This is a genomic window from Nissabacter archeti (genome assembly GCF_018257325.1).
In the GTDB taxonomy this organism is placed as follows: Bacteria; Pseudomonadota; Gammaproteobacteria; order Enterobacterales; family Enterobacteriaceae; genus Chimaeribacter; species Chimaeribacter arupi.
In genome coordinates, this window is record NZ_JAERKB010000016.1 from 69,257 (window position 1) to 90,774 (window position 21,518).

23 protein-coding genes are annotated in these 21,518 nt (G+C 58.6%); 14 read left to right on the forward strand and 9 right to left on the reverse strand.

Annotated features, from left to right (window positions below; genetic code table 11):
- Positions 1-31 precede the first annotated feature (31 nt).
- Genes rfaQ through JK232_RS19965 form a run of 3 tightly spaced genes read left to right on the forward strand, consistent with a single transcriptional unit; the run spans position 32 to position 3,337 of the window.
- The gene (rfaQ, locus tag JK232_RS19955; protein WP_212589618.1) at positions 32-1,111 is read left to right on the forward strand and encodes a putative lipopolysaccharide heptosyltransferase III; all 1,080 of its coding nucleotides are present in this window, start codon (positions 32-34) and stop codon (positions 1,109-1,111) included.
- Positions 1,108-2,235, forward strand: coding sequence for a glycosyltransferase family 4 protein (locus tag JK232_RS19960; protein WP_101855114.1), 1,128 nt, complete (start codon positions 1,108-1,110; stop codon positions 2,233-2,235). Before rfaQ ends, JK232_RS19960 begins: the two co-directional genes overlap by 4 nt.
- A gap of 1 nt (position 2,236) precedes the next feature.
- Positions 2,237-3,337: a glycosyltransferase gene (locus JK232_RS19965; protein WP_101829157.1), complete on the forward strand. Its 1,101-nt coding sequence runs from the start codon at positions 2,237-2,239 to the stop codon at positions 3,335-3,337.
- A 50-nt stretch (positions 3,338-3,387) separates the two neighbouring features.
- Here JK232_RS19965 and JK232_RS19970 read toward each other — a convergent pair whose 3' ends face one another.
- On the reverse strand, positions 3,388-4,404 hold the full coding sequence (locus tag JK232_RS19970; RefSeq protein ID WP_072931646.1) for a glycosyltransferase family 9 protein: 1,017 nt from the start codon (positions 4,402-4,404) through the stop codon (positions 3,388-3,390).
- 122 nt (positions 4,405-4,526) lie between these two features.
- On the opposite strand from JK232_RS19970, the gene waaA reads away from it, so the two are divergent.
- Genes waaA through coaD form a run of 3 tightly spaced genes read left to right on the forward strand, consistent with a single transcriptional unit; the run spans position 4,527 to position 7,062 of the window.
- Complete coding sequence (waaA, locus tag JK232_RS19975) at positions 4,527-5,804, forward strand: lipid IV(A) 3-deoxy-D-manno-octulosonic acid transferase (RefSeq protein WP_072931523.1); 1,278 nt, start codon at positions 4,527-4,529, stop codon at positions 5,802-5,804.
- A complete protein-coding gene (locus JK232_RS19980; RefSeq protein ID WP_072931521.1) occupies positions 5,804-6,586 on the forward strand; it encodes a glycosyltransferase family 2 protein in 783 nt (260 codons plus the stop codon). The genes waaA and JK232_RS19980 overlap by 1 nt, the downstream gene beginning before the upstream one ends.
- Positions 6,583-7,062: a pantetheine-phosphate adenylyltransferase gene (gene coaD / locus JK232_RS19985; RefSeq protein ID WP_101858271.1), complete on the forward strand. Its 480-nt coding sequence runs from the start codon at positions 6,583-6,585 to the stop codon at positions 7,060-7,062. The genes JK232_RS19980 and coaD overlap by 4 nt, the downstream gene beginning before the upstream one ends.
- On the opposite strand, the gene mutM is transcribed toward coaD, so the two are convergent.
- The 4 genes from mutM to radC form a co-directional block, all read right to left on the reverse strand.
- Positions 7,063-7,872 carry a bifunctional DNA-formamidopyrimidine glycosylase/DNA-(apurinic or apyrimidinic site) lyase gene (gene mutM / locus JK232_RS19990; protein WP_212589619.1) on the reverse strand — a complete coding sequence of 270 codons (810 nt, stop codon included), beginning with the start codon at positions 7,870-7,872 and terminating at the stop codon, positions 7,063-7,065. It abuts the gene before it with no gap.
- A gap of 117 nt (positions 7,873-7,989) precedes the next feature.
- Positions 7,990-8,157: a 50S ribosomal protein L33 gene (gene rpmG / locus JK232_RS19995; protein WP_004392084.1), complete on the reverse strand. Its 168-nt coding sequence runs from the start codon at positions 8,155-8,157 to the stop codon at positions 7,990-7,992.
- A gap of 11 nt (positions 8,158-8,168) precedes the next feature.
- The gene (rpmB, locus tag JK232_RS20000) at positions 8,169-8,405 is read right to left on the reverse strand and encodes a 50S ribosomal protein L28 (RefSeq protein WP_072931514.1); all 237 of its coding nucleotides are present in this window, start codon (positions 8,403-8,405) and stop codon (positions 8,169-8,171) included.
- Positions 8,406-8,666: 261 nt separating this feature from the next.
- Positions 8,667-9,332, reverse strand: coding sequence for a RadC family protein (gene radC, locus JK232_RS20005; RefSeq protein WP_072931512.1), 666 nt, complete (start codon positions 9,330-9,332; stop codon positions 8,667-8,669).
- Positions 9,333-9,524: 192 nt separating this feature from the next.
- Here radC and coaBC point away from each other — a divergent pair, with 192 nt between their 5' ends.
- The 3 genes from coaBC to slmA all read left to right on the forward strand — a co-directional run bounded on the left by coaBC (position 9,525) and on the right by slmA (position 11,936).
- A complete protein-coding gene (gene coaBC / locus JK232_RS20010; protein WP_072931510.1) occupies positions 9,525-10,748 on the forward strand; it encodes a bifunctional phosphopantothenoylcysteine decarboxylase/phosphopantothenate--cysteine ligase CoaBC in 1,224 nt (407 codons plus the stop codon).
- Positions 10,717-11,175 carry a dUTP diphosphatase gene (gene dut, locus JK232_RS20015; protein ID WP_072931508.1) on the forward strand — a complete coding sequence of 153 codons (459 nt, stop codon included), beginning with the start codon at positions 10,717-10,719 and terminating at the stop codon, positions 11,173-11,175. The genes coaBC and dut overlap by 32 nt, the downstream gene beginning before the upstream one ends.
- Positions 11,176-11,342: 167 nt before the next feature.
- Complete coding sequence (gene slmA / locus JK232_RS20020) at positions 11,343-11,936, forward strand: nucleoid occlusion factor SlmA (protein ID WP_072931506.1); 594 nt, start codon at positions 11,343-11,345, stop codon at positions 11,934-11,936.
- Between the two features lie 76 nt (positions 11,937-12,012).
- On the opposite strand, the gene pyrE is transcribed toward slmA, so the two are convergent.
- Together pyrE and rph are read right to left on the reverse strand one after the other, a co-directional pair.
- Complete coding sequence (pyrE, locus tag JK232_RS20025) at positions 12,013-12,654, reverse strand: orotate phosphoribosyltransferase (protein WP_072931504.1); 642 nt, start codon at positions 12,652-12,654, stop codon at positions 12,013-12,015.
- 84 nt (positions 12,655-12,738) lie between these two features.
- Entirely contained in the window at positions 12,739-13,455 is a 717-nt protein-coding gene (rph, locus tag JK232_RS20030) for a ribonuclease PH (RefSeq protein ID WP_072931502.1), read from the reverse strand.
- 125 nt (positions 13,456-13,580) lie between these two features.
- On the opposite strand from rph, the gene JK232_RS20035 reads away from it, so the two are divergent.
- Positions 13,581-14,444 carry a YicC/YloC family endoribonuclease gene (locus JK232_RS20035; RefSeq protein ID WP_212589620.1) on the forward strand — a complete coding sequence of 288 codons (864 nt, stop codon included), beginning with the start codon at positions 13,581-13,583 and terminating at the stop codon, positions 14,442-14,444.
- 75 nt (positions 14,445-14,519) lie between these two features.
- On the opposite strand, the gene JK232_RS20040 is transcribed toward JK232_RS20035, so the two are convergent.
- A complete protein-coding gene (locus JK232_RS20040; protein ID WP_101829151.1) occupies positions 14,520-15,515 on the reverse strand; it encodes an SDR family oxidoreductase in 996 nt (331 codons plus the stop codon).
- A gap of 193 nt (positions 15,516-15,708) precedes the next feature.
- Here JK232_RS20040 and JK232_RS20045 point away from each other — a divergent pair, with 193 nt between their 5' ends.
- A complete protein-coding gene (locus JK232_RS20045; RefSeq protein ID WP_072931498.1) occupies positions 15,709-16,443 on the forward strand; it encodes an SDR family oxidoreductase in 735 nt (244 codons plus the stop codon).
- Positions 16,444-16,445: 2 nt separating this feature from the next.
- Here the strand turns inward: JK232_RS20045 and ligB are convergent, their stop codons facing one another.
- Positions 16,446-18,158, reverse strand: a complete 1,713-nt coding sequence (ligB, locus tag JK232_RS20050; protein WP_212589621.1) for an NAD-dependent DNA ligase LigB — start codon at positions 18,156-18,158, stop codon at positions 16,446-16,448.
- A 278-nt stretch (positions 18,159-18,436) separates the two neighbouring features.
- On the opposite strand from ligB, the gene gmk reads away from it, so the two are divergent.
- Genes gmk through spoT form a run of 3 tightly spaced genes read left to right on the forward strand, consistent with a single transcriptional unit; the run spans position 18,437 to position 21,515 of the window.
- Positions 18,437-19,060, forward strand: a complete 624-nt coding sequence (gene gmk, locus JK232_RS20055) for a guanylate kinase (RefSeq protein WP_072931496.1) — start codon at positions 18,437-18,439, stop codon at positions 19,058-19,060.
- Positions 19,061-19,114: 54 nt separating this feature from the next.
- On the forward strand, positions 19,115-19,390 hold the full coding sequence (gene rpoZ, locus JK232_RS20060) for a DNA-directed RNA polymerase subunit omega (protein WP_072931494.1): 276 nt from the start codon (positions 19,115-19,117) through the stop codon (positions 19,388-19,390).
- A gap of 19 nt (positions 19,391-19,409) precedes the next feature.
- Positions 19,410-21,515 (forward strand): bifunctional GTP diphosphokinase/guanosine-3',5'-bis pyrophosphate 3'-pyrophosphohydrolase, encoded by a 2,106-nt coding sequence (gene spoT / locus JK232_RS20065; RefSeq protein WP_072931493.1) that lies wholly within the window; start codon positions 19,410-19,412, stop codon positions 21,513-21,515.
- Positions 21,516-21,518 lie beyond the last annotated feature (3 nt).

Below are 21,518 nucleotides of genomic sequence, written 5' to 3' on the forward strand. Positions count from 1 at the left end.
TCACCCGTTGGCCCCCTGAATAGCGATCACTATGAACAACGCGGCAGTCCACTTCTCCAACGCCCCCGCCCGGCGCATTCTGATCATCAAACTGCGCCACCACGGCGATATGTTACTGACCACACCGGTCATCAATACGCTGCATCAGCATTACCCGGCGGCAGAGATTGATGTGCTGCTGTATCAGGAGACGCGCGACATGCTGGCCGCGCACCCGGCGGTGACCACGATTTTCGCCATCGACCGGCAATGGAAGAAGCTGGGCACCCGCAAGCATCTGCAAAAAGAGGCGGGGCTTATCCGCGCGATCCGCGCCCGCCGGTATGATCTGGTGGTCAACCTGGCGGATCAGTGGCGCAGCGCCGTGATCACCCGCCTGAGCGGCGCACCGGTCCGCATCGGCTTTGATTTCCCGAAACGCCGCCACCCGCTGTGGCGCGCCTGCCATACGCAGCTTGCGCCGACCGACGGCCATAACCGCATGCACACGGTGGAGCAGAATCTCTCGATCCTCGCGCCGCTGGGGCTGACGCCTTTGGATCAGCACGTCACCATGAGTTACACCGCGGATGACCGGGCAGCCGTGACAACGCTGCTGGCCGCGCAACAGGTTGCCGTCCCCTATATTGTGGTGCAGCCGACGTCGCGCTGGTTCTTCAAATGCTGGAGCGAAGAGAAAATGGCTGAGACGCTGCGCGCCCTGCTGGCTGACGGCCACCGCATTGTGCTCACCTCGGGGCCGGATGCCAAAGAACTGAAGATGGTTGCGCAGATCCAGGCGCTCTGCCCGCAGCCTGGGCTGGTGTCGCTGGCCGGGCAATTGACGCTGCGCCAGCTGGCGGCGCTGATTGATGGGGCGCAGCTGTTTATCGGCGTGGACTCGGTGCCGATGCATATGGCTGCCGCGCTCGGGACACCGTGCCTGGCGCTGTTCGGCCCCTCAAAACTGACCTTCTGGCGGCCCTGGCAGGTTAACGGCCGGGTTATCTGGGCCGGGGATTACGGCACCCTGCCGGACCCGGATGCGATCGATACCCGCACTGACCAGCGCTACCTGAACCTTATTCCGACAGACGCGGTGATTAATGCCGCGCGGGAACTCCTGTTATGACACCTTTCCGTTTGGCGATTGTGCGCCAGAAATACCGCCCGGATGGCGGTGCAGAACGTTTTGTCGCCCGCGCACTGGATGCGCTGGATAACCAGAACCTGGATTTGAACGTGATCACCCGTGAATGGCAGGGCGAAACCCGGCCCAACTGGCACCTTCACCTGTGCAACCCGGTGAAATGGGGCCGCATCAGCCGTGAGCGCGGCTTTGCGGAAGCGGCCCGCGCCCTGTGGCAGCGGGAGAAATTTGATCTGGTGCAGAGCCATGAACGCATTGCCGGCTGTGATATCTACCGCGCCGGGGACGGCGTGCACCGCCGCTGGCTGTTGCAGCGTGCACGGCTGCTGCCGGTGTGGCGGCGTAAGCTGCTGTTTTCTGACCGCTACCACCGCTATGTGATGTGCGCCGAGCGGGCGATGTATGCCGCGCCGGAACTCAAAGCCGTTATCTGTAATGCCGAGATGATCAAGCGCGAGATTGTGGCGGATTTCGGCGTGGCACCGGAGAAAATTTCGGTGATTTACAACGCCATCGACAGCGAGAAATTTGTCCCGGCGGAGGAGGCGGCGCGCCAGGCGTTGCGTCAGCAACTCTCCCTGCCGCCCACTGCACATTGTTTGATCTTTGTCGGCTCCGGTTTTGAGCGCAAAGGGCTGGCCGCCGCCATTCAGGCGCTGGCCGCCACCGACAGCTACCTGATTGTGGTCGGTAAAGACAAAGACGAAAAACGCTACCGCGCGCTGGCGCAGTCGCTGGGGTGCCTGAACCGCCTGCGCTTTATGGGCGTACAGAAACAGACGTTGCCGTTCTATCAGGCGGCGGACGCCCTGCTGCTGCCAACGCTTTATGACCCGTTCCCCAACGTCATCCTTGAGGCGATGGCCTGCGGCCTGCCGGTGATCACCAGCAACACCTGCGGCGGCGCGGAGTTTATCCGCCAGGGTGAAAATGGGTTTGTCTGTGATGCGCTGGATGTGGCAGCGCTGGTGGAGGCGATCCGCGCCCTGCCGGCCTGTGCGCCCGGCTCGGCGATGGGCGACGCTGCCCGGCAACGCATTCTGCCTGCCACGCCTGCAGCCCTGTCGGCGCAGCTGATTTCACTCTATTCGAGGCTTCTGGACTGATATGCGCATAGTAATGATGATCGATGGCCTGGGCGGCGGCGGTGCCGAAAAAGTAGTGCTGACGCTGTGCGAAGGGATGCAGAAGATGGGCCACCAGATAACGCTGCTCTCCTTGCAGGATGTCTGCGCATACCCGATCCCGGCCGGGATTCACTATCAGGTGATTGCGGACACCAGCCGCGCACCGTGGCGCAAAATGACCGAATTGCCGCGCCGCGCCGCCGCGCTGGACAAGGTTCTCCGCCAGCTGGAAAACGCGCACGGCCGCTTTGACCTGGCGATCTCCAACCTGCACAAAACCGACCGCATTGTGCGCCGCAGCCGGGTGCTGGGCAGCGACCGCCTCTGGTTCTGCGTGCATGGCGTGCTCTCCCGCACCTATCTCGGCCACCGTACCGGGCTGGATCGCTGGCTGAAAAAACGGAAAATGGCGCAGGTCTATCAGCATCAAAACATGATTTCGGTGTCGCAGGCGGTAGCCGAGGATTTGGTTACCGGGCTGGGCGTGAAACCGAACGCCAGCGAAGTGATCAACAACCCATTTGATATTGACGCTATCCGGCAGCTCGCTGCACAACCCTGTGAATGGGCCGGTAAGCCGTACCTGATTCATGTCGGGCGTTTCCATGAGCAGAAGCGCCATGACCGGTTGCTGAACGCTTATGCCCTTTCCGGCATCACCGCCCCGCTGTTGCTGGCAGGCACCGGCAGCGACGCCCGCACGGCCGCCATCAAAAACCTGGCGAACCAGCTCGGCATCGCTGACCGGGTGATTTTTATGGGCTTCCAGGCGAACCCGTTCCCGCTGATTAAACACGCCTCGCTGCTGGTGCTCAGCTCGGACAATGAAGGATTCGGTAACGTCCTGGTAGAAGCGCTGATCTGCGGCACGCCGGTCGTGAGCACCGATTGCCCCGGCGGCCCGCATGAGATTCTGGAAAGTACCGGCATGGGCCGCGGCCTGTCAGCGCTGACCGCGGAATCGCTGGCGGAAAAAATCCGTGAAGGGTTTACGCAGCCCCTGCCGATTCGGGAAGCGGCGCTGCAAAAATACAGCATCCAGGCGATTTGCCGCCGTTATCTGGCGCTTTACCGCAACTGACGCGCCAGCCCTGCGCCATCATCACCGGCAGGCCGCCCCTGCCGGTGTGTTTACCGGGCGCTGTTTTCCAGCGCCTGCCATGCTTCATCCACGCTGACATCCTGACATTCACCGGACGCCGTCTGGAGAATATGGTACTCCCCTGACCACGGGTGCCACGCGGCTTTATCCGTGTCCCCGAAAAACACCACGGTGTTTTTCCCGAGTGCGGAGGCCAGATGCATCTGCCCGCCGTCACTGCACAGAATCGGGTTACACAGGCTGAAACCGGCAATCACTTCCCGCACTGAGGCGGTCGGGTAGAGCGCGACCCGGTCGGAGCCGCATTGCGCCATCAGCGCCTCTGCGCGCGCCTGATCGCCGATGTCATCGGGCGACAGCGTGCCCTGGGGCGACCAGAAGATCAGCACACCGGCATCAGGCTGCTGCACGATGCGCGCAATCACCTCCGCATAACGCTCAACCGGCCAGCGGCGTTTCGGGCTGCGGCTGCTGATGTGCACCCCATAAATTTTCTGCACCGGCGGCAACAGCGCAGCGCGGCGGCGGGCCGCCTCAGTGAGCTCCTCCGCCGTGGGGTAGACGCGCACCGGCGGCACCGGCAGCGGGGTATCGGTGATCGCCTTTAAATAACTGAAGGTACGCTCAACCTGGTGATGGCCGGAAAAGTCTGATTTGCCGAAAGGCCGCGCTATTTCTTTACGCCCCAGATCGGCCCCGATAATATTTTTCGCCCCCACCATGCGCGCCAGTTGCAGGCTATATTTGCAGGGTGAAGGGTTGGCCAGAATTACCGCGTCAAACTTCACCCGGCGTAATTTCAGGATAATCGCGGCGCGTTCCAGATATACGCTCAGCGCAGACTGGTTTTTATCGCGGTGCTTGGCTTTTTTATAGATAAAAAGATGATCAACATGGGGATTGTTCTTTACGACATCTTTGCTGACGGAATTAATCAGCAAATAGATATTGGCGTGCGGATGGGCGGTTTTTACCCCTTCGATTAACGGTGTAGTACAAACCAGATCACCAATATTATCCCGGCGGATAATCAGTATATTTTTCATTTTATCCTTTACGGCAAAAAGTGTCGCCTGCCCCGGACAGCCGCCCGGGCTGCGCAAGATAGCGCCTTTCGGCGGCAGGTATGATACTATTCACGCTACCCCATATAAATGAATTTGATAGAATGTTGCTGCGTTTATATCAGGTATTACTCTACCTCATCCAACCTCTGATCTGGATTCGCTTACTGGTCCGTAGTCGCAAATCCCCGGCTTACCGCAAACGCTGGGCAGAGCGCTATGGCTTCTGCGAAGGAAAAGTAATACCCGGCGGCATCATGCTGCATTCGGTGTCCGTCGGTGAAACGCTGGCGGCGATCCCGTTGGTTCGCGCCCTGCGCCACCGTTACCCCTCGTTGCCGATTACTGTGACCACAATGACCCCGACAGGTTCCGAGCGGGTGCAGTCCGCGTTCGGCAAGGATGTGCACCATGTTTACCTGCCCTATGATCTGCCGGGATCGGTAAACCGCTTCTTAAACAGCGTCAGCCCCAAGCTGGTGATTGTGATGGAAACCGAGCTGTGGCCTAACCTGATCAGCGCGCTGCATCAGCGGGAGATCCCGCTGGTGATTGCCAACGCCCGCCTTTCCGCCCGTTCCGCCGCCGGCTACCACAAAATCGGCGGGTTTATGAAAACCCTGCTGCGCCGCATTACGCTGATTGCCGCGCAGAATCAGGAAGATGGCGAGCGCTTCATCGAGCTGGGGCTGAAACGCAGCCAGCTGGCGGTGACCGGCAGCCTGAAGTTTGATATTTCCGTCACGCCGGAGCTGGCGGTACGCGCGGTATCCCTGCGCCGCCAGTGGGCGCCGCACCGCCCGGTATGGATTGCCACCAGCACCCATGACGGCGAAGAGAGCGTGCTGTTGCAGGCACATCGCCAGTTGCTCGCTCAATTCCCCACGCTGTTGCTGATCCTGGTGCCGCGCCACCCTGAACGCTTCTCCACGGCCAAAGATCTCACCGCCAAAGCCGGGATGAGCTATACCCTGCGCAGCAGCGGTGAATTGCCGAACAGCGGCACCCAGGTGGTGATCGGCGATACCATGGGCGAACTGATGTTGCTGTACGGCATTGCCGATCTGGCATTTGTCGGCGGCAGCCTCGTCCCGCGCGGCGGCCATAACCCGCTGGAAGCGGCAGCCCATGCCATTCCGGTGCTGATGGGGCCGCACACCTTCAATTTCAAAGACATCTGCACCAAGCTGAGCGAGGCCGATGGCCTGATCACGGTTAACGATGCCGGAACGCTGGTGAAAGAGATTACCACCCTGCTGACCGATGAAGATTACCGCCTCTATTATGGCCGCCATGCCGTTGAGGTGCTCCACCAGAACCAGGGGGCGCTTCAGCGTCTGCTGCATCTGCTGGAGCCTTACCTGCCGCCCCGGAGCCATTGATGAGCGCCCGTAAACGCCTTTCCGTGGTACTGATTGCCAAAAACGAAGCGGACTTGCTGCCGGACTGCCTGCGCTCTGTGGCGTGGGCGGATGAAATCATCCTGCTTGACTCTGGCAGCCGGGACGCCACCGCAGAGGTCGCCCGGCAGGCCGGTGCCGCCGTTTACCAGAGCCAGGCCTGGCCCGGCTTCGGCAAGCAGCGCCAGCAGGCGCAGCAGTATGCCACCGGCGACTATATTCTGATGATCGATGCGGATGAGCGGGTCAGCGCCCCCCTGCGCCAGGCGATTGAACAGGTGTTGCAGGCACCGGACGAGGGTGCCGTCTATAGCCTTGGGCGGCGCAACCTGTTCCTCGGGCGCTTTATGCGCCACAGCGGCTGGTACCCGGATCGCGTTGTGCGTTTATATGATGCGCGGAAATACCGCTATAACGACAATCTGGTGCATGAGTCGCTGGAGACACAGGGCGCGCGCGTCATCGCTTTGCCGGGGGATCTGCTGCACCTGACCTGCCGCGACCTGCCGGCATTCCAGCAAAAACAGCTGGGTTATGCGCGGGACTGGGCGCAACAGCGCCATCAGCAAGGGAAAGGGTGCAGTTTCTTCTCCATCCTCAGCCATACCGCCGGGGCCTTCTGCAAAACCTGGCTGCTGCGCGCCGGTTTTCTGGATGGAAAACAGGGTTTCCTGCTGGCGGTGGTCAATGCACAATACACGTTCAATAAATACGCAACCCTGTGGGCGCTGCGCCATACCCAGCCAACAAGCGAGCCATCATGAGCAATAAAGCCATCTACCCCGGTACGTTTGATCCGTTGACCAATGGGCACCTTGAGCTGATGACCCGCGCGTCAGTGATGTTTGATCGGGTGGTGCTGGCCGTTGCCGCCAATCCGGCCAAAAAACCGCTGTTCTCCCTGGAGGAGCGGGTCGCGCTGGCCCGGCAGGCGCTGGCACACCTGCCGAATGTCGAGGTCATCGGGTTCAGCAGCCTGATGGCGCACTTTGCCGAACAGCAGCAAGCCAACATCCTGATCCGCGGTTTGCGGGCGGTGACTGACTTCGAATATGAGAAGCAGCTCGCCGCCATGAACCGCCACCTGTTGCCGACGCTGGAAACCGTGTTCCTGATGCCGTCTGAGCAGTGGGGCTTCCTCTCCTCCACACTGGTGAAAGAAGTGGCGCGCCACGGCGGCGAAATCGACCCGTTTTTACCGGCCCCTGTCGCGCAGGCGCTGAAACAAAAACTGGCCTGATTACTGCTGGCAGCGCGGGCAGAAGAAGGTACTGCGCTGCCCATGCCGTGCGGATTCAATCAGTGAACCGCACACCCGGCAAGGCTCACCCGCCCGGCCATAGACCTGCAACTCCTGGGCGAAATAGCCCGGTTTGCCGTCTGATTGCAGAAAATCACGCAGCGTCGTCCCGCCCTGCTCAATCGAGCGTTGCAGCACTGCTTTGATGGTGGTCACCAGTAACGCCGCTTCACTCTGCGACAGGGAGCCGGCCGCCCGGTCCGGCGCAATTCCGGCCATAAACAACGATTCGCTGGCATAGATATTCCCGACACCCACCACCAGTTTGTTGTCCATCAGCCAGGGTTTGACCAGCGTGCGCTTATTGCGTGCCTTTTCAAGCAGGTACTCAGCCGAGAACTCATCATCCAGCGGCTCCGGCCCCAGGTGGGCCAGCACATTGCTGGTGGTCAGGTCTTCACACCACAGCCAGGCACCGAAACGGCGTGGGTCGGTGTAACGCAGCACGTAGCCGTTGTCCATCACCAGATCGACATGGTCATGTTTGCCCGCATCATGCTCCTCACGCAGTATCCGCAGGCTGCCGGACATCCCCAGGTGCACGATAATCCAGCCACGCGGCAGCTCAATCAGCAGGTATTTGGCCCGGCGCTGTACACTGAGCACCGGCTGGTCGCTTAACGCCATAATCTCGGTTGAGACCGGCCAGCGCAGGCGGCTGTTACGGACAATGGCGTGTTGGATGGTATGGCCGACCATAAAAGGCTCGATGCCGCGGCGGCTGGTTTCAACTTCAGGTAATTCAGGCATGGAGGCTCCCGTTTACTGAACTGGTAAACACACCGCCCGGCCAGGCAGGGTGCCTGTGGCGGCTTCATAAAAACAAAAAACCCGGCCGAAGCCGGGTTTTTCATTAATCCACTAAAATTATTTAATTTTAGCTTCTTTGTAGATCACGTGTTGACGGACAACTGGATCGAATTTCTTCAGTTCCAGTTTTTCCGGCTTAGTACGCTTGTTCTTCGTGGTGGTATAGAAGTGACCAGTACCAGCAGAAGAAACCAGCTTGATCTTCTCGCGAACACCTTTAGCCATGATTCAGTTCCTTAATACTTCTCACCGCGGGTACGGAGATCGGCCAAGACCGCTTCAATACCCTTCTTATCAATAACACGCATACCTTTAGCAGATACACGCAGAGTTACAAAGCGCTTCTCGCCCTCAACCCAAAAACGGTGAGAGTGCAGGTTCGGCAGAAAACGGCGTTTGGTCGCGTTCATTGCGTGGGAACGGTTGTTACCGCTCACCGGGCGCTTGCCAGTAACTTGGCAGACTCGGGACATGTCTATTCTCCAAAAATCAAATCAGCTCGAGCTTCGTATAGGATTTGGCCGCCTCGTCAGGCTTTAGAGCCCATCTCAGCAAATTTCACTGAGAAGACTCGTCATCATCAGGTGTAAAAACCGTCATCAGGTCAGAAACCTGCTGAGATAGGCTCTTAACGCCAAACCCAAGATTCTCAAAGGTGGCGTAGTATACGCTCTGAAGCGTATGTGCTCAAGTCCCGAACAGCTAAAGATCCCGAAGGATCGCGAAAAAAGGGCTCAAATCCAGCCGCGCGCGGCGAAAGAGACCGATTCACCATTACCAATCACCAGGTGGTCCAGCACGCGGATATCCAGTAACTGGCAGGCTTTTATCACCTGTTCGGTTATTATTCTGTCGGCCTGGCTGGGTTCAGCCTTACCCGACGGGTGATTATGCGCGAGAATTAATGCGGCTGCATTAGCCTTCATTGCTTCCCGGACAATTTCCCGCGGATGGATCTCGACGCAATCAATAGTACCAGCAAACATCTCTTCATGGCGAATCAGCCGGTGTTGATTGTCCAGAAACAGCACAAGGAAAATCTCCCTCTCCCGCCGCGCTAATATCCCCTGAATATAACGTGTCACCACTTCCGGCGAACGCAGGGCATCGCCGCAGGCCAGATGGCGGATAACGCTGCGCCGTGCCAGTTCAGAGACGGCGCTTATCTGTGCATATTTCGCCTCACCGATGCCGTCGCACGCGGCCAGCGTCGCGTAATCGGCCGTCATCAACGCATGGAGGGAACCGAATTCCGCCATTAACTGCCGGGCCAGTTGTGTAACGTGCATACCGGGGTAACCGGTGCGTAAAAAAATCACCAGCAACTCCTCATCCGTTAAATGGCCCGCGCCGAACTTCATCAGCTTTTCCCGTGGTGCCATGCCCTCATTCCAGGCCATCGCCTTTTCCTCACCCCTGCTCAAGGCCTTATATCATAACGATTGCCCACCGGGACGCGACACCCGGCGGCTGACGTTGCGAGACGCTTTCCAGTCTTGATCTTTCCCGCCCACAAGCCGGACGCAGTAGCGGTTCTGCCGGAGGGTTATGCTAAAATGCGCGCATTAATGGCTGAAAAGTGGACAACCATAATGGCGGGACTTACCGGTAAACATATTGTGCTTGGCGTCAGCGGCGGTATCGCGGCCTATAAATCCCCGGAGCTGGTGCGCCGGTTGCGGGATCGCGGCGCAGAAGTGCGCGTGGTGCTGACCAGCGCCGCCAAGGCCTTTATTACCCCGTTAAGCCTGCAGGCCGTCTCCGGCTACCCGGTGTCAGATGACCTGCTGGACCCGGCCGCTGAGGCCGCGATGGGGCACATTGAGCTGGGGAAATGGGCTGATCTGGTGATCATGGCCCCGGCGACCGCCGATCTGCTGGCGCGTGTTACCGCCGGTATGGCGAACGATCTGCTGACCACCGTCTGCCTGGCGACCGCTGCCCCGGTTGCCGCCGTGCCGGCCATGAACCAGCAGATGTACCGGGCACCCGCGACTCAGGCCAACCTGGCGACACTGGCCCAGCGCGGCGTCCTGCTGTGGGGGCCGGACAGCGGCAGCCAGGCCTGTGGGGATGTCGGCCCCGGCCGGATGCTGGATCCCCTGGAGATCGTCGAGCGTGCAGTACAACACTTTTCGCTCGTAAAGGATCTGCAACACCTGAAGATTATGCTCACCGCCGGCCCGACGCGCGAAGCGCTGGACCCGGTGCGCTTCATCAGCAACCACAGCTCCGGCAAGATGGGGTTCGCCATTGCCCAGGCGGCGGCCGCACGTGGCGCACAGGTCACGCTGGTCGCCGGGCCGGTGTCGCTGCCGACGCCCGCCGGTGTGACGCGTATTGACGTCACCAGCGCGCTGGAGATGGAACACGAAGTGATGAAGCGGGCCGCCGGGCAGCAGATCTTTATCGGCTGTGCCGCCGTGGCGGACTACCGCGCCGCCCAGATCGCCCCGGAGAAAATCAAAAAGCAAGGCGATGAAATCACGTTGAAAATGGTCAAAAATCCGGACATTGTGGCCGGTGTCGCGGCGATGGCGACCCATCGCCCGTTTGTCGTGGGATTTGCCGCCGAAACCCAGAATGTGGAAGAATACGCGCGACAAAAATTGATACGCAAACATCTCGACCTGATTTGCGCTAACGATATTTCACTGGCCGGGCATGGTTTCAACAGCGATACCAATGCTTTGCACCTTTTTTGGCAGCAAGGGGATGTGCGTTTGCCGCACGCTGATAAAACCCTCCTTGGCCAACAGTTACTAGACGAGATTGTCAGCCGTTATGATGAAAAAAATCGACGTAAAGATTCTTGATCCGCGCATTGGTCAGGATTTCCCCTTACCGACTTACGCTACCCCCGGCTCTGCCGGCCTTGACCTGCGCGCCTGCCTGGATGCCGCCGTTGAACTGGCCCCAGGCCAGACAGCCCTGCTGCCGACCGGCCTGGCGATTCATATCGCCGATGCATCGCTGGCAGCGGTGATCCTGCCGCGTTCCGGGCTGGGCCATAAACATGGCGTGGTGCTGGGCAACCTGGTGGGGCTGATTGATTCTGACTATCAGGGGCAACTGATGGTGTCGGTGTGGAACCGCAGCCAGACCGCGTTCACCGTCGAGCCGGGCGAACGTATCGCACAGATGGTGTTCGTGCCGGTGGTTCAGGCAGAATTTAACCTTGTTGACGCGTTTGACAGCAGCGAACGGGGCGAAGGTGGTTTCGGCCACTCCGGCCGTCAATAAACCCTGTCCCGCGTCGCGCCCGACCGCGATCGTGAACAGCGCTTTACCTGAACATACCTGCCACTAATTACATCTCTTTTTATAAGCCGCAGAGTTTTCTGAACTCATGCGGCATGGGTTGTGGGTTTTCGTTGATTAACGCCGTTATTAGCAAGGATCTTCTGGATATGGCAGAAAAAGAAAATAAAAGGAACCGGCGCGAGGAGATTTTACAGGCCCTGGCACAGATGCTGGAATCCAGCGACGGCAGCCAGCGCATCACCACCGCCAAGCTGGCCGCTACGGTGGGCGTGTCCGAAGCGGCGCTGTACCGGCATTTTCCCAGCAAAACCAAGATGTTTGACAGCCTGATTGAGTTTATTGAAGACAGCCTGATCAGCCGCATCAACCTGATTTTGCAGGATGAAAAAGAGACGTTGGCCCGGCTGCGCCTGATCCTGTTATTAATTCTTGGTTTTGCAGAGCGCAATCCAGGGCTGACCCGAATTATGACCGGCCATGCATTGATGTTTGAACAAGACCGGTTGCAGGCCCGCATCAATCAATTGTTTGAACGGATTGAAGCGCAATTGCGACAGGTATTACGCGAACGTAAATTGCGTGAGGGAACGGCGTTCAATAATGACGAGGCGCTGCTGGTCAGCCAGATGCTGGCGCTCTGTGAAGGAATGCTTTCCCGCTATGTCCGTTCCGATTTCCGCTACCGGCCCACGCAGGACTTCGATCACCGCTGGCCGCTGATTGCCGGCCAGTTGCAGTAATCCGCTTACTGCCATAAACAACAAAAGGGCCATGCGGCCCTTTTCTTTTATGGCAACCGGCTGCCGGGTTTACGGGTTATACACCGTATTGCTGGCGATAAGCGCGCACTGCCGCCAGGTGGTCAGCCATTTCCGGTTTTTCTTCGAGGTAAGCGATCAAATCGTTCAGCGTCACGATGGAAATCACTTTGCAGTGATAGTCGCGTTCCACTTCCTGAATCGCGGAGATCTCGCCACGGCCGCGCTCCTGACGATCCAGTGAGATCAATACCCCGGCCAGCGTTGCGCCCTGCGCGTTGATGATTTCCATCGACTCACGGATGGCTGTCCCGGCGGTAATCACATCGTCCACCAGCATGACGCGCCCCTGAAGCGGGCTGCCTACCAGTGTGCCGCCTTCGCCATGATCTTTGGCTTCTTTGCGGTTGAAACAATAAGGCACGTCGCGCTCATGATGTTCAGCCAACGCCACCGCCGTGGTGGTCGCAATCGGAATGCCTTTGTAGGCCGGCCCGAACACCAGGTCAAAATCAATTCCGGAGTCCATCAGCGCTTCTGCATAGAAGCGCCCCAGCAGCGCCAAATCACGCCCGGTATTAAACAGGCCGGCATTAAAGAAGTAGGGGCTGGTACGGCCCGATTTCAACGTAAATTCGCCGAACTTCAATACCTGTTTATTAAGCGCGAACTCAATAAATGTACGCTGATAGGCTTTCATGGTTTCTCTCCTCGTTTATGACTGATCGCACATATCCCGCAAACGGGACATAAAAAAGGCGACTTAGCGTCGCCTTAAAAAATCTTATTGCTCAAGCGCCGCTTTCTGCGCCGCGAAAATGGTGTCGATTCCCTCGCGCGCCAGCGCCAACAGGGAGAGCAGCTCCTCGTGGCTGAACGGCTCGCCTTCAGCGGTGCCCTGCACTTCAATCATGCGGCCATCTTCGGTCATCACCACGTTCATGTCAGTTTCTGCGGCTGAGTCTTCCACATACTCCAGATCGCACAGCGCTTCACCGTTGACGATCCCTACAGACACCGCTGCCACCAGCCCTTTCATCGGGTTGGCTTTCAGCTTGCGGGCTGCCACCAGCGCATTCAGCGCATCGGCCAGCGCCACACAGGCACCGCTGATGGACGCCGTACGCGTGCCGCCGTCCGCCTGCAACACATCACAGTCGAGGGTGATGGTGAATTCGCCCAGTTTTTTCAGGTCAACCGCTGCACGCAATGAACGCGCAATCAGGCGCTGGATCTCCAGGGTACGGCCGCCCTGCTTGCCTTTGGCCGCTTCACGCGGGTTACGGGTATGGGTGGAACGGGGCAGCATGCCATATTCCGCGGTGATCCATCCCTGGCCTTGCCCTTTCAGGAAGCGCGGTACGCCCTCTTCTACCGTGGCAGTGCACAGGACTTTGGTCTCACCAAATTCCACCAGCACTGAACCTTCAGCATGTTTGGTGTAGTTGCGGGTGAACGTGAGGGGGCGCATCTGGTGTGCATTACGGCCTGCTGGACGCATGGATTGATCTCCGGCTTGCAAATCTTAGTTGGCTGCGCATTATACGGGCTTCGTGAGGTAATGCCTATCATGACTGGTAGGCCGCGGCTATAATCCCCCCATCTTTACATTATGGGGACGCATCTATGATCCGCAGCATGACCGCCTACGCCCGGCGTGAAATCAAGGGCAACTGGGGCAGCGCAGCCTGGGAACTCCGTTCCGTTAACCAGCGTTATCTGGAAACCTACATCCGCCTGCCGGAACAGTTCCGCGGCCTGGAGCCGGTTGTCCGTGAGCGCATCCGCGCGCGCCTGACCCGCGGCAAGATCGAATGTAACCTGCGTTTCGAGCTGGACCCAGGTGCTCAGAGCAGCCTGGTCCTGAATGAAAAACTGGCCAAACAGCTGGTGGAAGCCGCCAACTGGGTCAAAATGCAGAGCGACGAGGGGGAAATTAACCCGGTCGATATCCTGCGCTGGTCGGGGGTGATGTCGGCAGAGGAACAGGATCTGGACGCCATCAGCGCAGAACTGCTCAGCGCCCTTGACGGTGCGCTGGATGATTTCATCGCCGCCCGTGAAAGCGAAGGCGCTGCCCTGAAAAGCCTGATTGAACAGCGGCTTGCAGGGGTGAGTGCTGAGGTGACAAAAGTGCGCGCCCAGATGCCGAACATCCTGCAATGGCAGCGTGAACGGCTGGTCAGCAAACTGGAAGAAGCCGAAGTGCAGCTGGAGAATAACCGGCTGGAACAGGAGCTGGTGCTGATGGCCCAACGTGTGGATGTGGCGGAAGAGCTGGACCGCCTCGATGCACATGTGAAAGAGACGCACAAAATCCTGAAGAAAGAAGAGGCCGTGGGCCGCCGCCTGGACTTCATGATGCAGGAGTTCAACCGCGAGTCGAACACCCTGGCGTCAAAATCGATCAATGCCGATGTCACTACCTCCGCCATCGAGCTGAAAGTGCTGATCGAACAGATGCGCGAACAGATTCAGAATATCGAGTAACTGCCGCGCATGCGCCGGCCCTGAACCGGCCTGTCTGAAAGCCCGCCCTGTGCGGGCTTTTTGCTGCCGGGTGGATCAGCGGTGGCGTTTGCGGCCCCGCGTCAGTGCGGCAATGCCCAGCCCGGCCAGCGCCAGAACGGTGACGCCGACCATATGGGAATCCACAGAGATCGCTTTGTTTTTGGCGTTCTCACTGAACCGGCCGTGGGTGCGGTGCAGATTTTCCACCGGTTCATACAGGTAATCCGGGCGCGACGGCGATTCCGGCTCGTCAGTCATCTGCCCGCTGTAAGCTTGTTTTGCCAGCAATTTATCCAGCATACCGGGGAATAACATGTTGCCGAGAATCGATTGCAGCGTTGCTTTGCCCAGCCAGATTTCACGCGGGGCGCGTCTGGCGGCATCAAAAATGGCCCTGGCGGCCACCTCCGGCTGGTAAATCGGCGCGACCGGCTGCACGCGGTGGCTGAGTTTATTGCGCGCCCATTCAAATTGCGGCGTATTGATGCCCGGCAGATGCACCATCGTCAGGCGTACCCGGCTTTTATCATGGATAAGCTCACTGCGCAGCGAGTCCGTAAACCCTCGCAGGGCGGCTTTGGCGGCACAATACGCTGATTGCAGCGGAATCGAGCGGTAGGCCAGCGCGGAACCGGTCTGCACAATGGTGCCGCGATTGCGTGGCTGCATACGTTTCAGGGCAGCGAGCGTGCCGTTTACCGCCCCAAGGTAGGTGACATCGGTGACGCGCTTATATTCGTCAGCCGTCATTTCACTGACCGGGGCAATGACGGTATTCATCGCCACATTGACCCAGACATCAACAGGGCCAAGTCTGTTTTCCACCTGATCCGCCGCCCGCTCAACCTGCGCTGCATCAGAGACATCCACTGCCAGCCCCAGTACCCGGCCGCCACAAGCTTCCAGTTCCTCAACCGTACTGCTTAATCCCTCTTCTCCTCTGGCAAGTATGGCAACATCAAACCCTTCCTGAGCGAAATGGAGAGCGGTAGCCCGGCCAACCCCTGCGGTTCCGCCTGTAATTACTGCCACACGTGCGTGGTTACCCATTGATTACCCTCCGTTGAAATAGTCCTCTGTGGAAAAAAGCATAGCAGCCATGCGCCTGCCCGCCGCCTTCCCAAGAGGAATAGGCAAGACACAAAGAGGTCTGGGTATTTTTCAACCAGGCCGCCAGGCCTATTATTCCCCCTGTGTTGACGCACATCCCGTACCTGTTTTTTCATTCTGAAAGGGGAAACCTATGACCGGTATCAAGAACAAAGTGATTGCCATCACCGGCGCAAGCAGCGGCATTGGCGAAGCCACAGCACGTTTACTGGCGGAAAAAGGCGCACGGGTCATCGTCGGTGCACGCCGGGTGGACAGGCTGGCTACGCTAGTAGACGAGATTCGTTCCGCAGGCGGTGAAGCCTGGAGCCAGGCACTGGACGTGACCCGCCTCGAAGACATGGAAGCGTTTGTTGAGCTGGCGATGCGCAAATTTGGCCGCCTGGATGTCATCATCAATAATGCCGGTGTCATGCCGCTTTCGCCTTTATCGTCCCGTAAGGTAGAAGAGTGGAACCAGATGATCGACGTTAATATCCGTGGCGTGCTGCATGGTATTGCCGCAGCACAACCGGTGATGGAGGCCCAGCAATGTGGCCACGTCATTAATATTTCCTCAATTGGCGGGCTGAGCGTCTCCCCCACCGCGGCCGTGTACTGCGCCACGAAATATGCCGTGCGCGCGATTTCAGACGGGCTGCGTCAGGAGTCAGATACGCTGCGCGTCACCGTGATCTACCCCGGTGTGGTGGAGTCCGAGCTGGCAAACACCATCACGGATGAGACTGCCCGCCAGGCAATGGACACGTTCCGGCGCATTGCCATCAAACCAGATGCCATTGCCCGCGCCGTGGCTTACGCCATCGAGCAGCCGGATGAGGTAGACGTGAGTGAATTGGTGGTTCGCCCGGTCGCCAGCCCTTACTGATGTTATCCCGCATTAGCCGGCGGGGTGTCCGGCAGAAACGCGGCGATGCCCTGCTGTTGCAATGCGGAAATCATGGCCGTGAACGCCGGGTGGTGCAGGAATGCCCACAGGTGCGCGGCCCGCTTTTTGCCGATGCCGGCATGGGCGCGCCAGTCATGTTCTGTGCGACGGCTGATCGCCTGCCAGCCGCTGCCGGACAGAGTGCCCAGGGCATACGGCGGCAGGCCCAGTGCGCTCAGCCACTGCCTGAGTTTTTTTTGCCGCGCCAGCTGGAGGCTGGCATAGAGTTTTTCGGCCTGCTTCAGGCTCAGCCCGGTATCTGCGGCCAGATCGGCACTGTTCAGCCGCAGCCAGCCCACCAGCGAGTCCAGCTTTCCGCTGTCGATCAGTGTGCCCCAGCTCTCCGGCCCCAGCCCGGCCAGCTCCAGCCCATGCGGGCCACTGAGCCAGACAAGCCGCGCCAGAAATTGCTCCCGGCATACCGGCGTCAGGGTAAAACAGGTGAAAGGGGTAAACTGCTGTACATCCGGATACACCACCGGCTGACGCGTTTTCACCCGCCAGGCGACGCCTTCCAGCCGGGGAATACCTTGCCCTGCCAGCCCGATAATGACGTGATCCCCTACCGTCAGATCCCAGCGTTTCAGGCGGGCCGGAGAGCCGATATTGACGCGCTGCACCTGTTTGTCATCCAGCTGAACCGGGTGAAGGTGAAGGATAGCAGCGACTTTTCCGGTTCTGCCGACGGTGAATTCAATGGCGCGTACCTCCGCCGTCTGGCGCGCGGGCGGGTATTTCCAGGCGATGGCCCAGGCCGCAGGCTGGTTATGCCAGTAGCGCCCGGCCGGGCTTTTCCCCTCACGGATCACTACGCCATCCGTCACGAAAGGCAATGGCGCATGGAACCATTGTGTCCGTTGCGCGGCCACTTGTGCGAAGGTAGACAACGGCAGGGTATAGTGCGCAGTCAGGGGAAAGCCCAGCCCGGTTAAGGCCTGCAGGCGGGCGGGCATCTCTTCCGGGCCATCCGGCCACTCCCACACAAAGAAACCGAGTTGCTGCAGTTCAGGTGTGGCCTGGCGGCGCATCAGCAGCCCGGCCGCTTTATTGCGCGCATTGAGGCCGCCCTGTACCGCCTGTTGATGACCGGTCATCCGCAGAAAAATTTCCCCCTGGAGGGTAATATCCTGCCAGCGGCTGCCGGGCGGCAAGGTCAGCGGCACGCTGCCCATCCGGCGGACATGCGCCGTCCATGACTGCCCGCGAAGGCCATCACCGCGGCTGACGGCAGACACCAGCTTGCCGTGGCGGTAAGTCAGGGTTACCGCCACACCATCCACTTTGGGCTGTATCCAGATGTCCGGCTTCCCTGCCAACCAGTTTTTCACGGCGCGGTCATCCACTGCTTTTTTCAGGCCGGTATGGGCCACCGGATGCGGCACTTTTCCCGCCGCCAGTACCGGGGCCTCTGCCTGATGCCCTGCACAGTGTTGCCATTCGCCCAGCGTCAGGCGCAGCTGATCGTAAAGCGTATCCTCGATCAGGCTGACGCCCTGTTGGTAGTACGCGGTGTCACACGCTTCCAGCCGGTGGCTCAACGCGGCAATTTCCTGGGTCAGCCGCGCGGCATCCCAGGCCGGGCAATGGATGGAAGCTTTCGCCGGGGCCGTGCTATATAACAGCACCATTCCTGCCAGCATGAATAATAAACGCATAGCGCCCTCCTTTTGCCGCCGAGTTAACCGCATTGGCAAGTCAGATTCGAGCAGCAAAATACCGGTCTGGAAGCGGTGCCGAAACAATAAATACCGGAATGCAACAGGGAGATTTTGTTTGCGGGGCGTCTCGACTCTCCGGCAGAAGGGATGGCGCAGGCCGGGAGTTTCGGGTGAAATAAACGTGAACGCTGCATCCGGACGGGTAGCCGTGTATACTGTGCGGAGACATTCTCTTCCGCATCAACATATCAACCGTTACAGCTGAAACATCACCTATGGCTCAAGGCACGTTATATATTGTCTCTGCCCCCAGCGGCGCAGGGAAATCCAGCCTGATTCAGGCTTTGCTGAAAACACAACCGCTCTACGACACTCAGGTTTCCATCTCCCATACCACCCGCGCGATGCGTCCGGGCGAACAGCATGGTGAGCACTACTTTTTTGTGTCTGAGGCGGAATTTTGCGACATGATTGAGAAAGATGACTTTCTTGAACATGCACAGGTATTCGGCAACTATTACGGCACGTCACGCGCCGCTATTGAGCAAGTCCTGAAAACGGGTGTTGATGTGTTTCTGGATATCGACTGGCAGGGCGCTAAGCAAATCCGGGAAAAAATGCCGGACGCGCGCAGCATCTTTATTTTGCCGCCGTCGAAAGAGGAACTGGGGCGTCGCCTGCGCGGCCGCAACCAGGACAGCGAAGAGGTTATCGCCAAACGTATGGCGCAAGCCGTCGCGGAGATGACTCACTTTGCCGAGTATGATTACCTGATCGTCAATGATGATTTTGATCTGGCCCTGCTGGATTTAAAAACCATTATTCGCGCTGAACGTCTGCGTCTGGGCCGCCAAAAGCTCAAGTATGACGGTTTAATCACCAAATTATTGGCAGACTGAAGTCACTTTCAGTATTATGCCCAGTCATTTCGTCACCTGTGGAGTAGCACTTATATGGCACGCGTAACTGTTCAAGACGCTGTAGAGAAAATTGGTAACCGTTTTGACCTGGTGTTGGTCGCTGCTCGTCGGGCGCGCCAGATTCAGGTAGGCGGTAAAGATCCGCTGGTTCCGGAAGAGAACGACAAATATACCGTTATCGCCCTGCGTGAAATCGAAGAAGGCCTGATCAACAGCCAGATTCTTGATGTCCGCGATCGTCAGGAACAGCAAGAGCAGGAAGCCGCTGAAATTCAGGCTGTAACCGCGATCGCTGAAGGCCGTCGTTAATCGGAGTTGTGAAAATACCTTGTACCTGTTTGAAAGCCTGAATCTGCTGATTCAAAAATACCTGCCCGAGGAGCAGATCAAGCGCCTCAAACAGGCATACCTCGTTGCGCGTGACGCGCACGAAGGTCAGACCCGCTCCAGCGGTGAGCCGTATATTACTCACCCTGTGGCGGTTGCCTGCATTCTGGCGGAAATGCGCCTTGACCACGAAACGCTGATGGCGGCCCTGCTGCATGACGTCATCGAAGATACCCCTGCGACATATCAGGATATGGAGCAGTTGTTCGGCAAAAGCGTGGCTGAACTGGTTGAGGGCGTCTCTAAGCTGGATAAGCTTAAATTCCGCGACAAGAAAGAAGCGCAGGCGGAAAACTTCCGCAAGATGATCATGGCGATGGTGCAGGATATCCGCGTCGTCCTGATTAAGCTGGCCGACCGGACGCACAACATGCGTACCCTCGGTTCGCTGCGGCCGGACAAGCGCCGCCGTATTGCGCGCGAAACCTTAGAGATTTACAGCCCGCTGGCCCACCGGCTGGGTATTCACCATTTAAAAACCGAGCTGGAAGAGCTGGGTTTTGAAGCCCTGTATCCGAACCGTTACCGTGTGATTAAAGAAGTCGTGAAAGCGGCGCGCGGCAACCGTAAGGAAATGATTCAGAAGATTTTATCTGAAATCGAAGGGCGGCTGACGGAAGCCGGCATTGAATGCCGCGTGAGTGGGCGTGAAAAGCACCTGTACTCGATCTACTGCAAAATGCACCTGAAAGAGCAGCGTTTTCACTCCATCATGGACATCTACGCATTCCGCGTCATCGTGAAAGAAGTCGATACCTGCTACCGCGTTCTTGGCCAGGCCCACAGCCTGTATAAGCCGCGCCCCGGCAGAGTCAAAGATTATATCGCCATTCCCAAAGCCAACGGCTACCAATCCCTGCATACCTCCTTGATCGGCCCGCACGGCGTGCCGGTTGAAGTGCAGATCCGCACCGAGGATATGGACCAGATGGCAGAAATGGGGGTGGCCGCGCACTGGGCCTATAAGGAGCAGGGCGAATCCGGCACCACGGCGCAAATCCGTGCGCAGCGCTGGATGCAAAGCCTGCTGGAACTGCAACAGAGTGCCGGCAGCTCGTTTGAATTTATTGAAAGCGTGAAATCTGATCTGTTCCCGGATGAGATTTACGTGTTCACGCCGGAAGGCCGCATTGTGGAATTGCCGGCCGGAGCGACGCCGGTGGACTTCGCCTATGCGGTGCATACCGACATCGGCCACGCCTGTGTGGGCGCGCGCGTTGACCGCCAGCCTTACCCGTTGTCGCAGTCACTGAGCAGCGGCCAGACGGTCGAGATCATCACCGCGCCGGGCGCCCGCCCGAATGCCGCGTGGCTGAACTTTGTCGTGAGCTCTAAAGCACGCGCCAAAATCCGCCAGATGCTGAAAAACCTCAAGCGTGATGATTCCGTCTCGCTGGGCCGCCGCCTGCTGAACCACGCCCTGGGCAATGGCCGCAAGCTGTCAGATATTCCGGAAGAGCATATCCAGCGTGAACTGGAGCGTATGCGGCTCGCCTCTATGGATGACCTGCTGGCGGAAATTGGCCTGGGTAACGCCATGAGTGTGGTGGTTGCCACCAATCTGCTGGGTGACCACACCACTATCGGCCCAAGCGGGATGCGTAACCTGCCGATCAAGGGCGCGGATGGGGTGCTGATTACCTTTGCAAAATGCTGCCGTCCGATCCCAGGTGACCCGATTATCGCCCACGTCAGCCCCGGCAAAGGGCTGGTTATCCACCATGAATCTTGCCGGAATATCCGCGGCTACCAGAAAGAGCCAGAGAAATTCATGGCGGTGGAGTGGGACGACCAGGAGCTGGATCAGGAATTTATCACTGAAATCAAAGTGGATATGTTCAACCATCAGGGTGCGCTGGCGAACCTCACAGCCGCGATTAATGCGGCGGAGTCCAACATCCAGAGCCTGAGCACCGAAGAGCGTGATGGCCGGGTTTACAGCGCCTTTATCCGCCTGACAGTGCGTGATCGTATTCATCTGGCGAACGTGATGCGTAAGATTCGTATTATGCCGGATGTGATCAGAGTAAACCGAAACAGAAACTAAGGC

Excerpts from the sequence above, each read along its gene's own strand:
- rph (WP_072931502.1), bottom strand. The coding sequence starts at position 13,455 with ATGCGTCCAGCAGGCCGTAATGCACACCAGATGCGCCCCCTCACGTTC.
- rfaQ (WP_212589618.1), top strand. The coding sequence starts at position 32 with ATGAACAACGCGGCAGTCCACTTCTCCAACGCCCCCGCCCGGCGCATT.
- slmA (WP_072931506.1), top strand. The coding sequence starts at position 11,343 with ATGGCAGAAAAAGAAAATAAAAGGAACCGGCGCGAGGAGATTTTACAG.
- JK232_RS19965 (WP_101829157.1), top strand. The coding sequence starts at position 2,237 with ATGCGCATAGTAATGATGATCGATGGCCTGGGCGGCGGCGGTGCCGAA.
- ligB (WP_212589621.1), bottom strand. The coding sequence starts at position 18,158 with ATGCGTTTATTATTCATGCTGGCAGGAATGGTGCTGTTATATAGCACG.
- JK232_RS20035 (WP_212589620.1), top strand. The coding sequence starts at position 13,581 with ATGATCCGCAGCATGACCGCCTACGCCCGGCGTGAAATCAAGGGCAAC.
- rpmB (WP_072931514.1), bottom strand. The coding sequence starts at position 8,405 with ATGTCCCGAGTCTGCCAAGTTACTGGCAAGCGCCCGGTGAGCGGTAAC.
- radC (WP_072931512.1), bottom strand. The coding sequence starts at position 9,332 with ATGGCCTGGAATGAGGGCATGGCACCACGGGAAAAGCTGATGAAGTTC.
- pyrE (WP_072931504.1), bottom strand. The coding sequence starts at position 12,654 with ATGAAAGCCTATCAGCGTACATTTATTGAGTTCGCGCTTAATAAACAG.
- JK232_RS20045 (WP_072931498.1), top strand. The coding sequence starts at position 15,709 with ATGACCGGTATCAAGAACAAAGTGATTGCCATCACCGGCGCAAGCAGC.
- rpoZ (WP_072931494.1), top strand. The coding sequence starts at position 19,115 with ATGGCACGCGTAACTGTTCAAGACGCTGTAGAGAAAATTGGTAACCGT.
- JK232_RS20040 (WP_101829151.1), bottom strand. The coding sequence starts at position 15,515 with ATGGGTAACCACGCACGTGTGGCAGTAATTACAGGCGGAACCGCAGGG.
- JK232_RS19960 (WP_101855114.1), top strand. The coding sequence starts at position 1,108 with ATGACACCTTTCCGTTTGGCGATTGTGCGCCAGAAATACCGCCCGGAT.
- JK232_RS19970 (WP_072931646.1), bottom strand. The coding sequence starts at position 4,404 with ATGAAAAATATACTGATTATCCGCCGGGATAATATTGGTGATCTGGTT.
- mutM (WP_212589619.1), bottom strand. The coding sequence starts at position 7,872 with ATGCCTGAATTACCTGAAGTTGAAACCAGCCGCCGCGGCATCGAGCCT.
- waaA (WP_072931523.1), top strand. The coding sequence starts at position 4,527 with ATGTTGCTGCGTTTATATCAGGTATTACTCTACCTCATCCAACCTCTG.
- coaD (WP_101858271.1), top strand. The coding sequence starts at position 6,583 with ATGAGCAATAAAGCCATCTACCCCGGTACGTTTGATCCGTTGACCAAT.
- rpmG (WP_004392084.1), bottom strand. The coding sequence starts at position 8,157 with ATGGCTAAAGGTGTTCGCGAGAAGATCAAGCTGGTTTCTTCTGCTGGT.
- coaBC (WP_072931510.1), top strand. The coding sequence starts at position 9,525 with ATGGCGGGACTTACCGGTAAACATATTGTGCTTGGCGTCAGCGGCGGT.
- JK232_RS19980 (WP_072931521.1), top strand. The coding sequence starts at position 5,804 with ATGAGCGCCCGTAAACGCCTTTCCGTGGTACTGATTGCCAAAAACGAA.
- dut (WP_072931508.1), top strand. The coding sequence starts at position 10,717 with ATGATGAAAAAAATCGACGTAAAGATTCTTGATCCGCGCATTGGTCAG.
- gmk (WP_072931496.1), top strand. The coding sequence starts at position 18,437 with ATGGCTCAAGGCACGTTATATATTGTCTCTGCCCCCAGCGGCGCAGGG.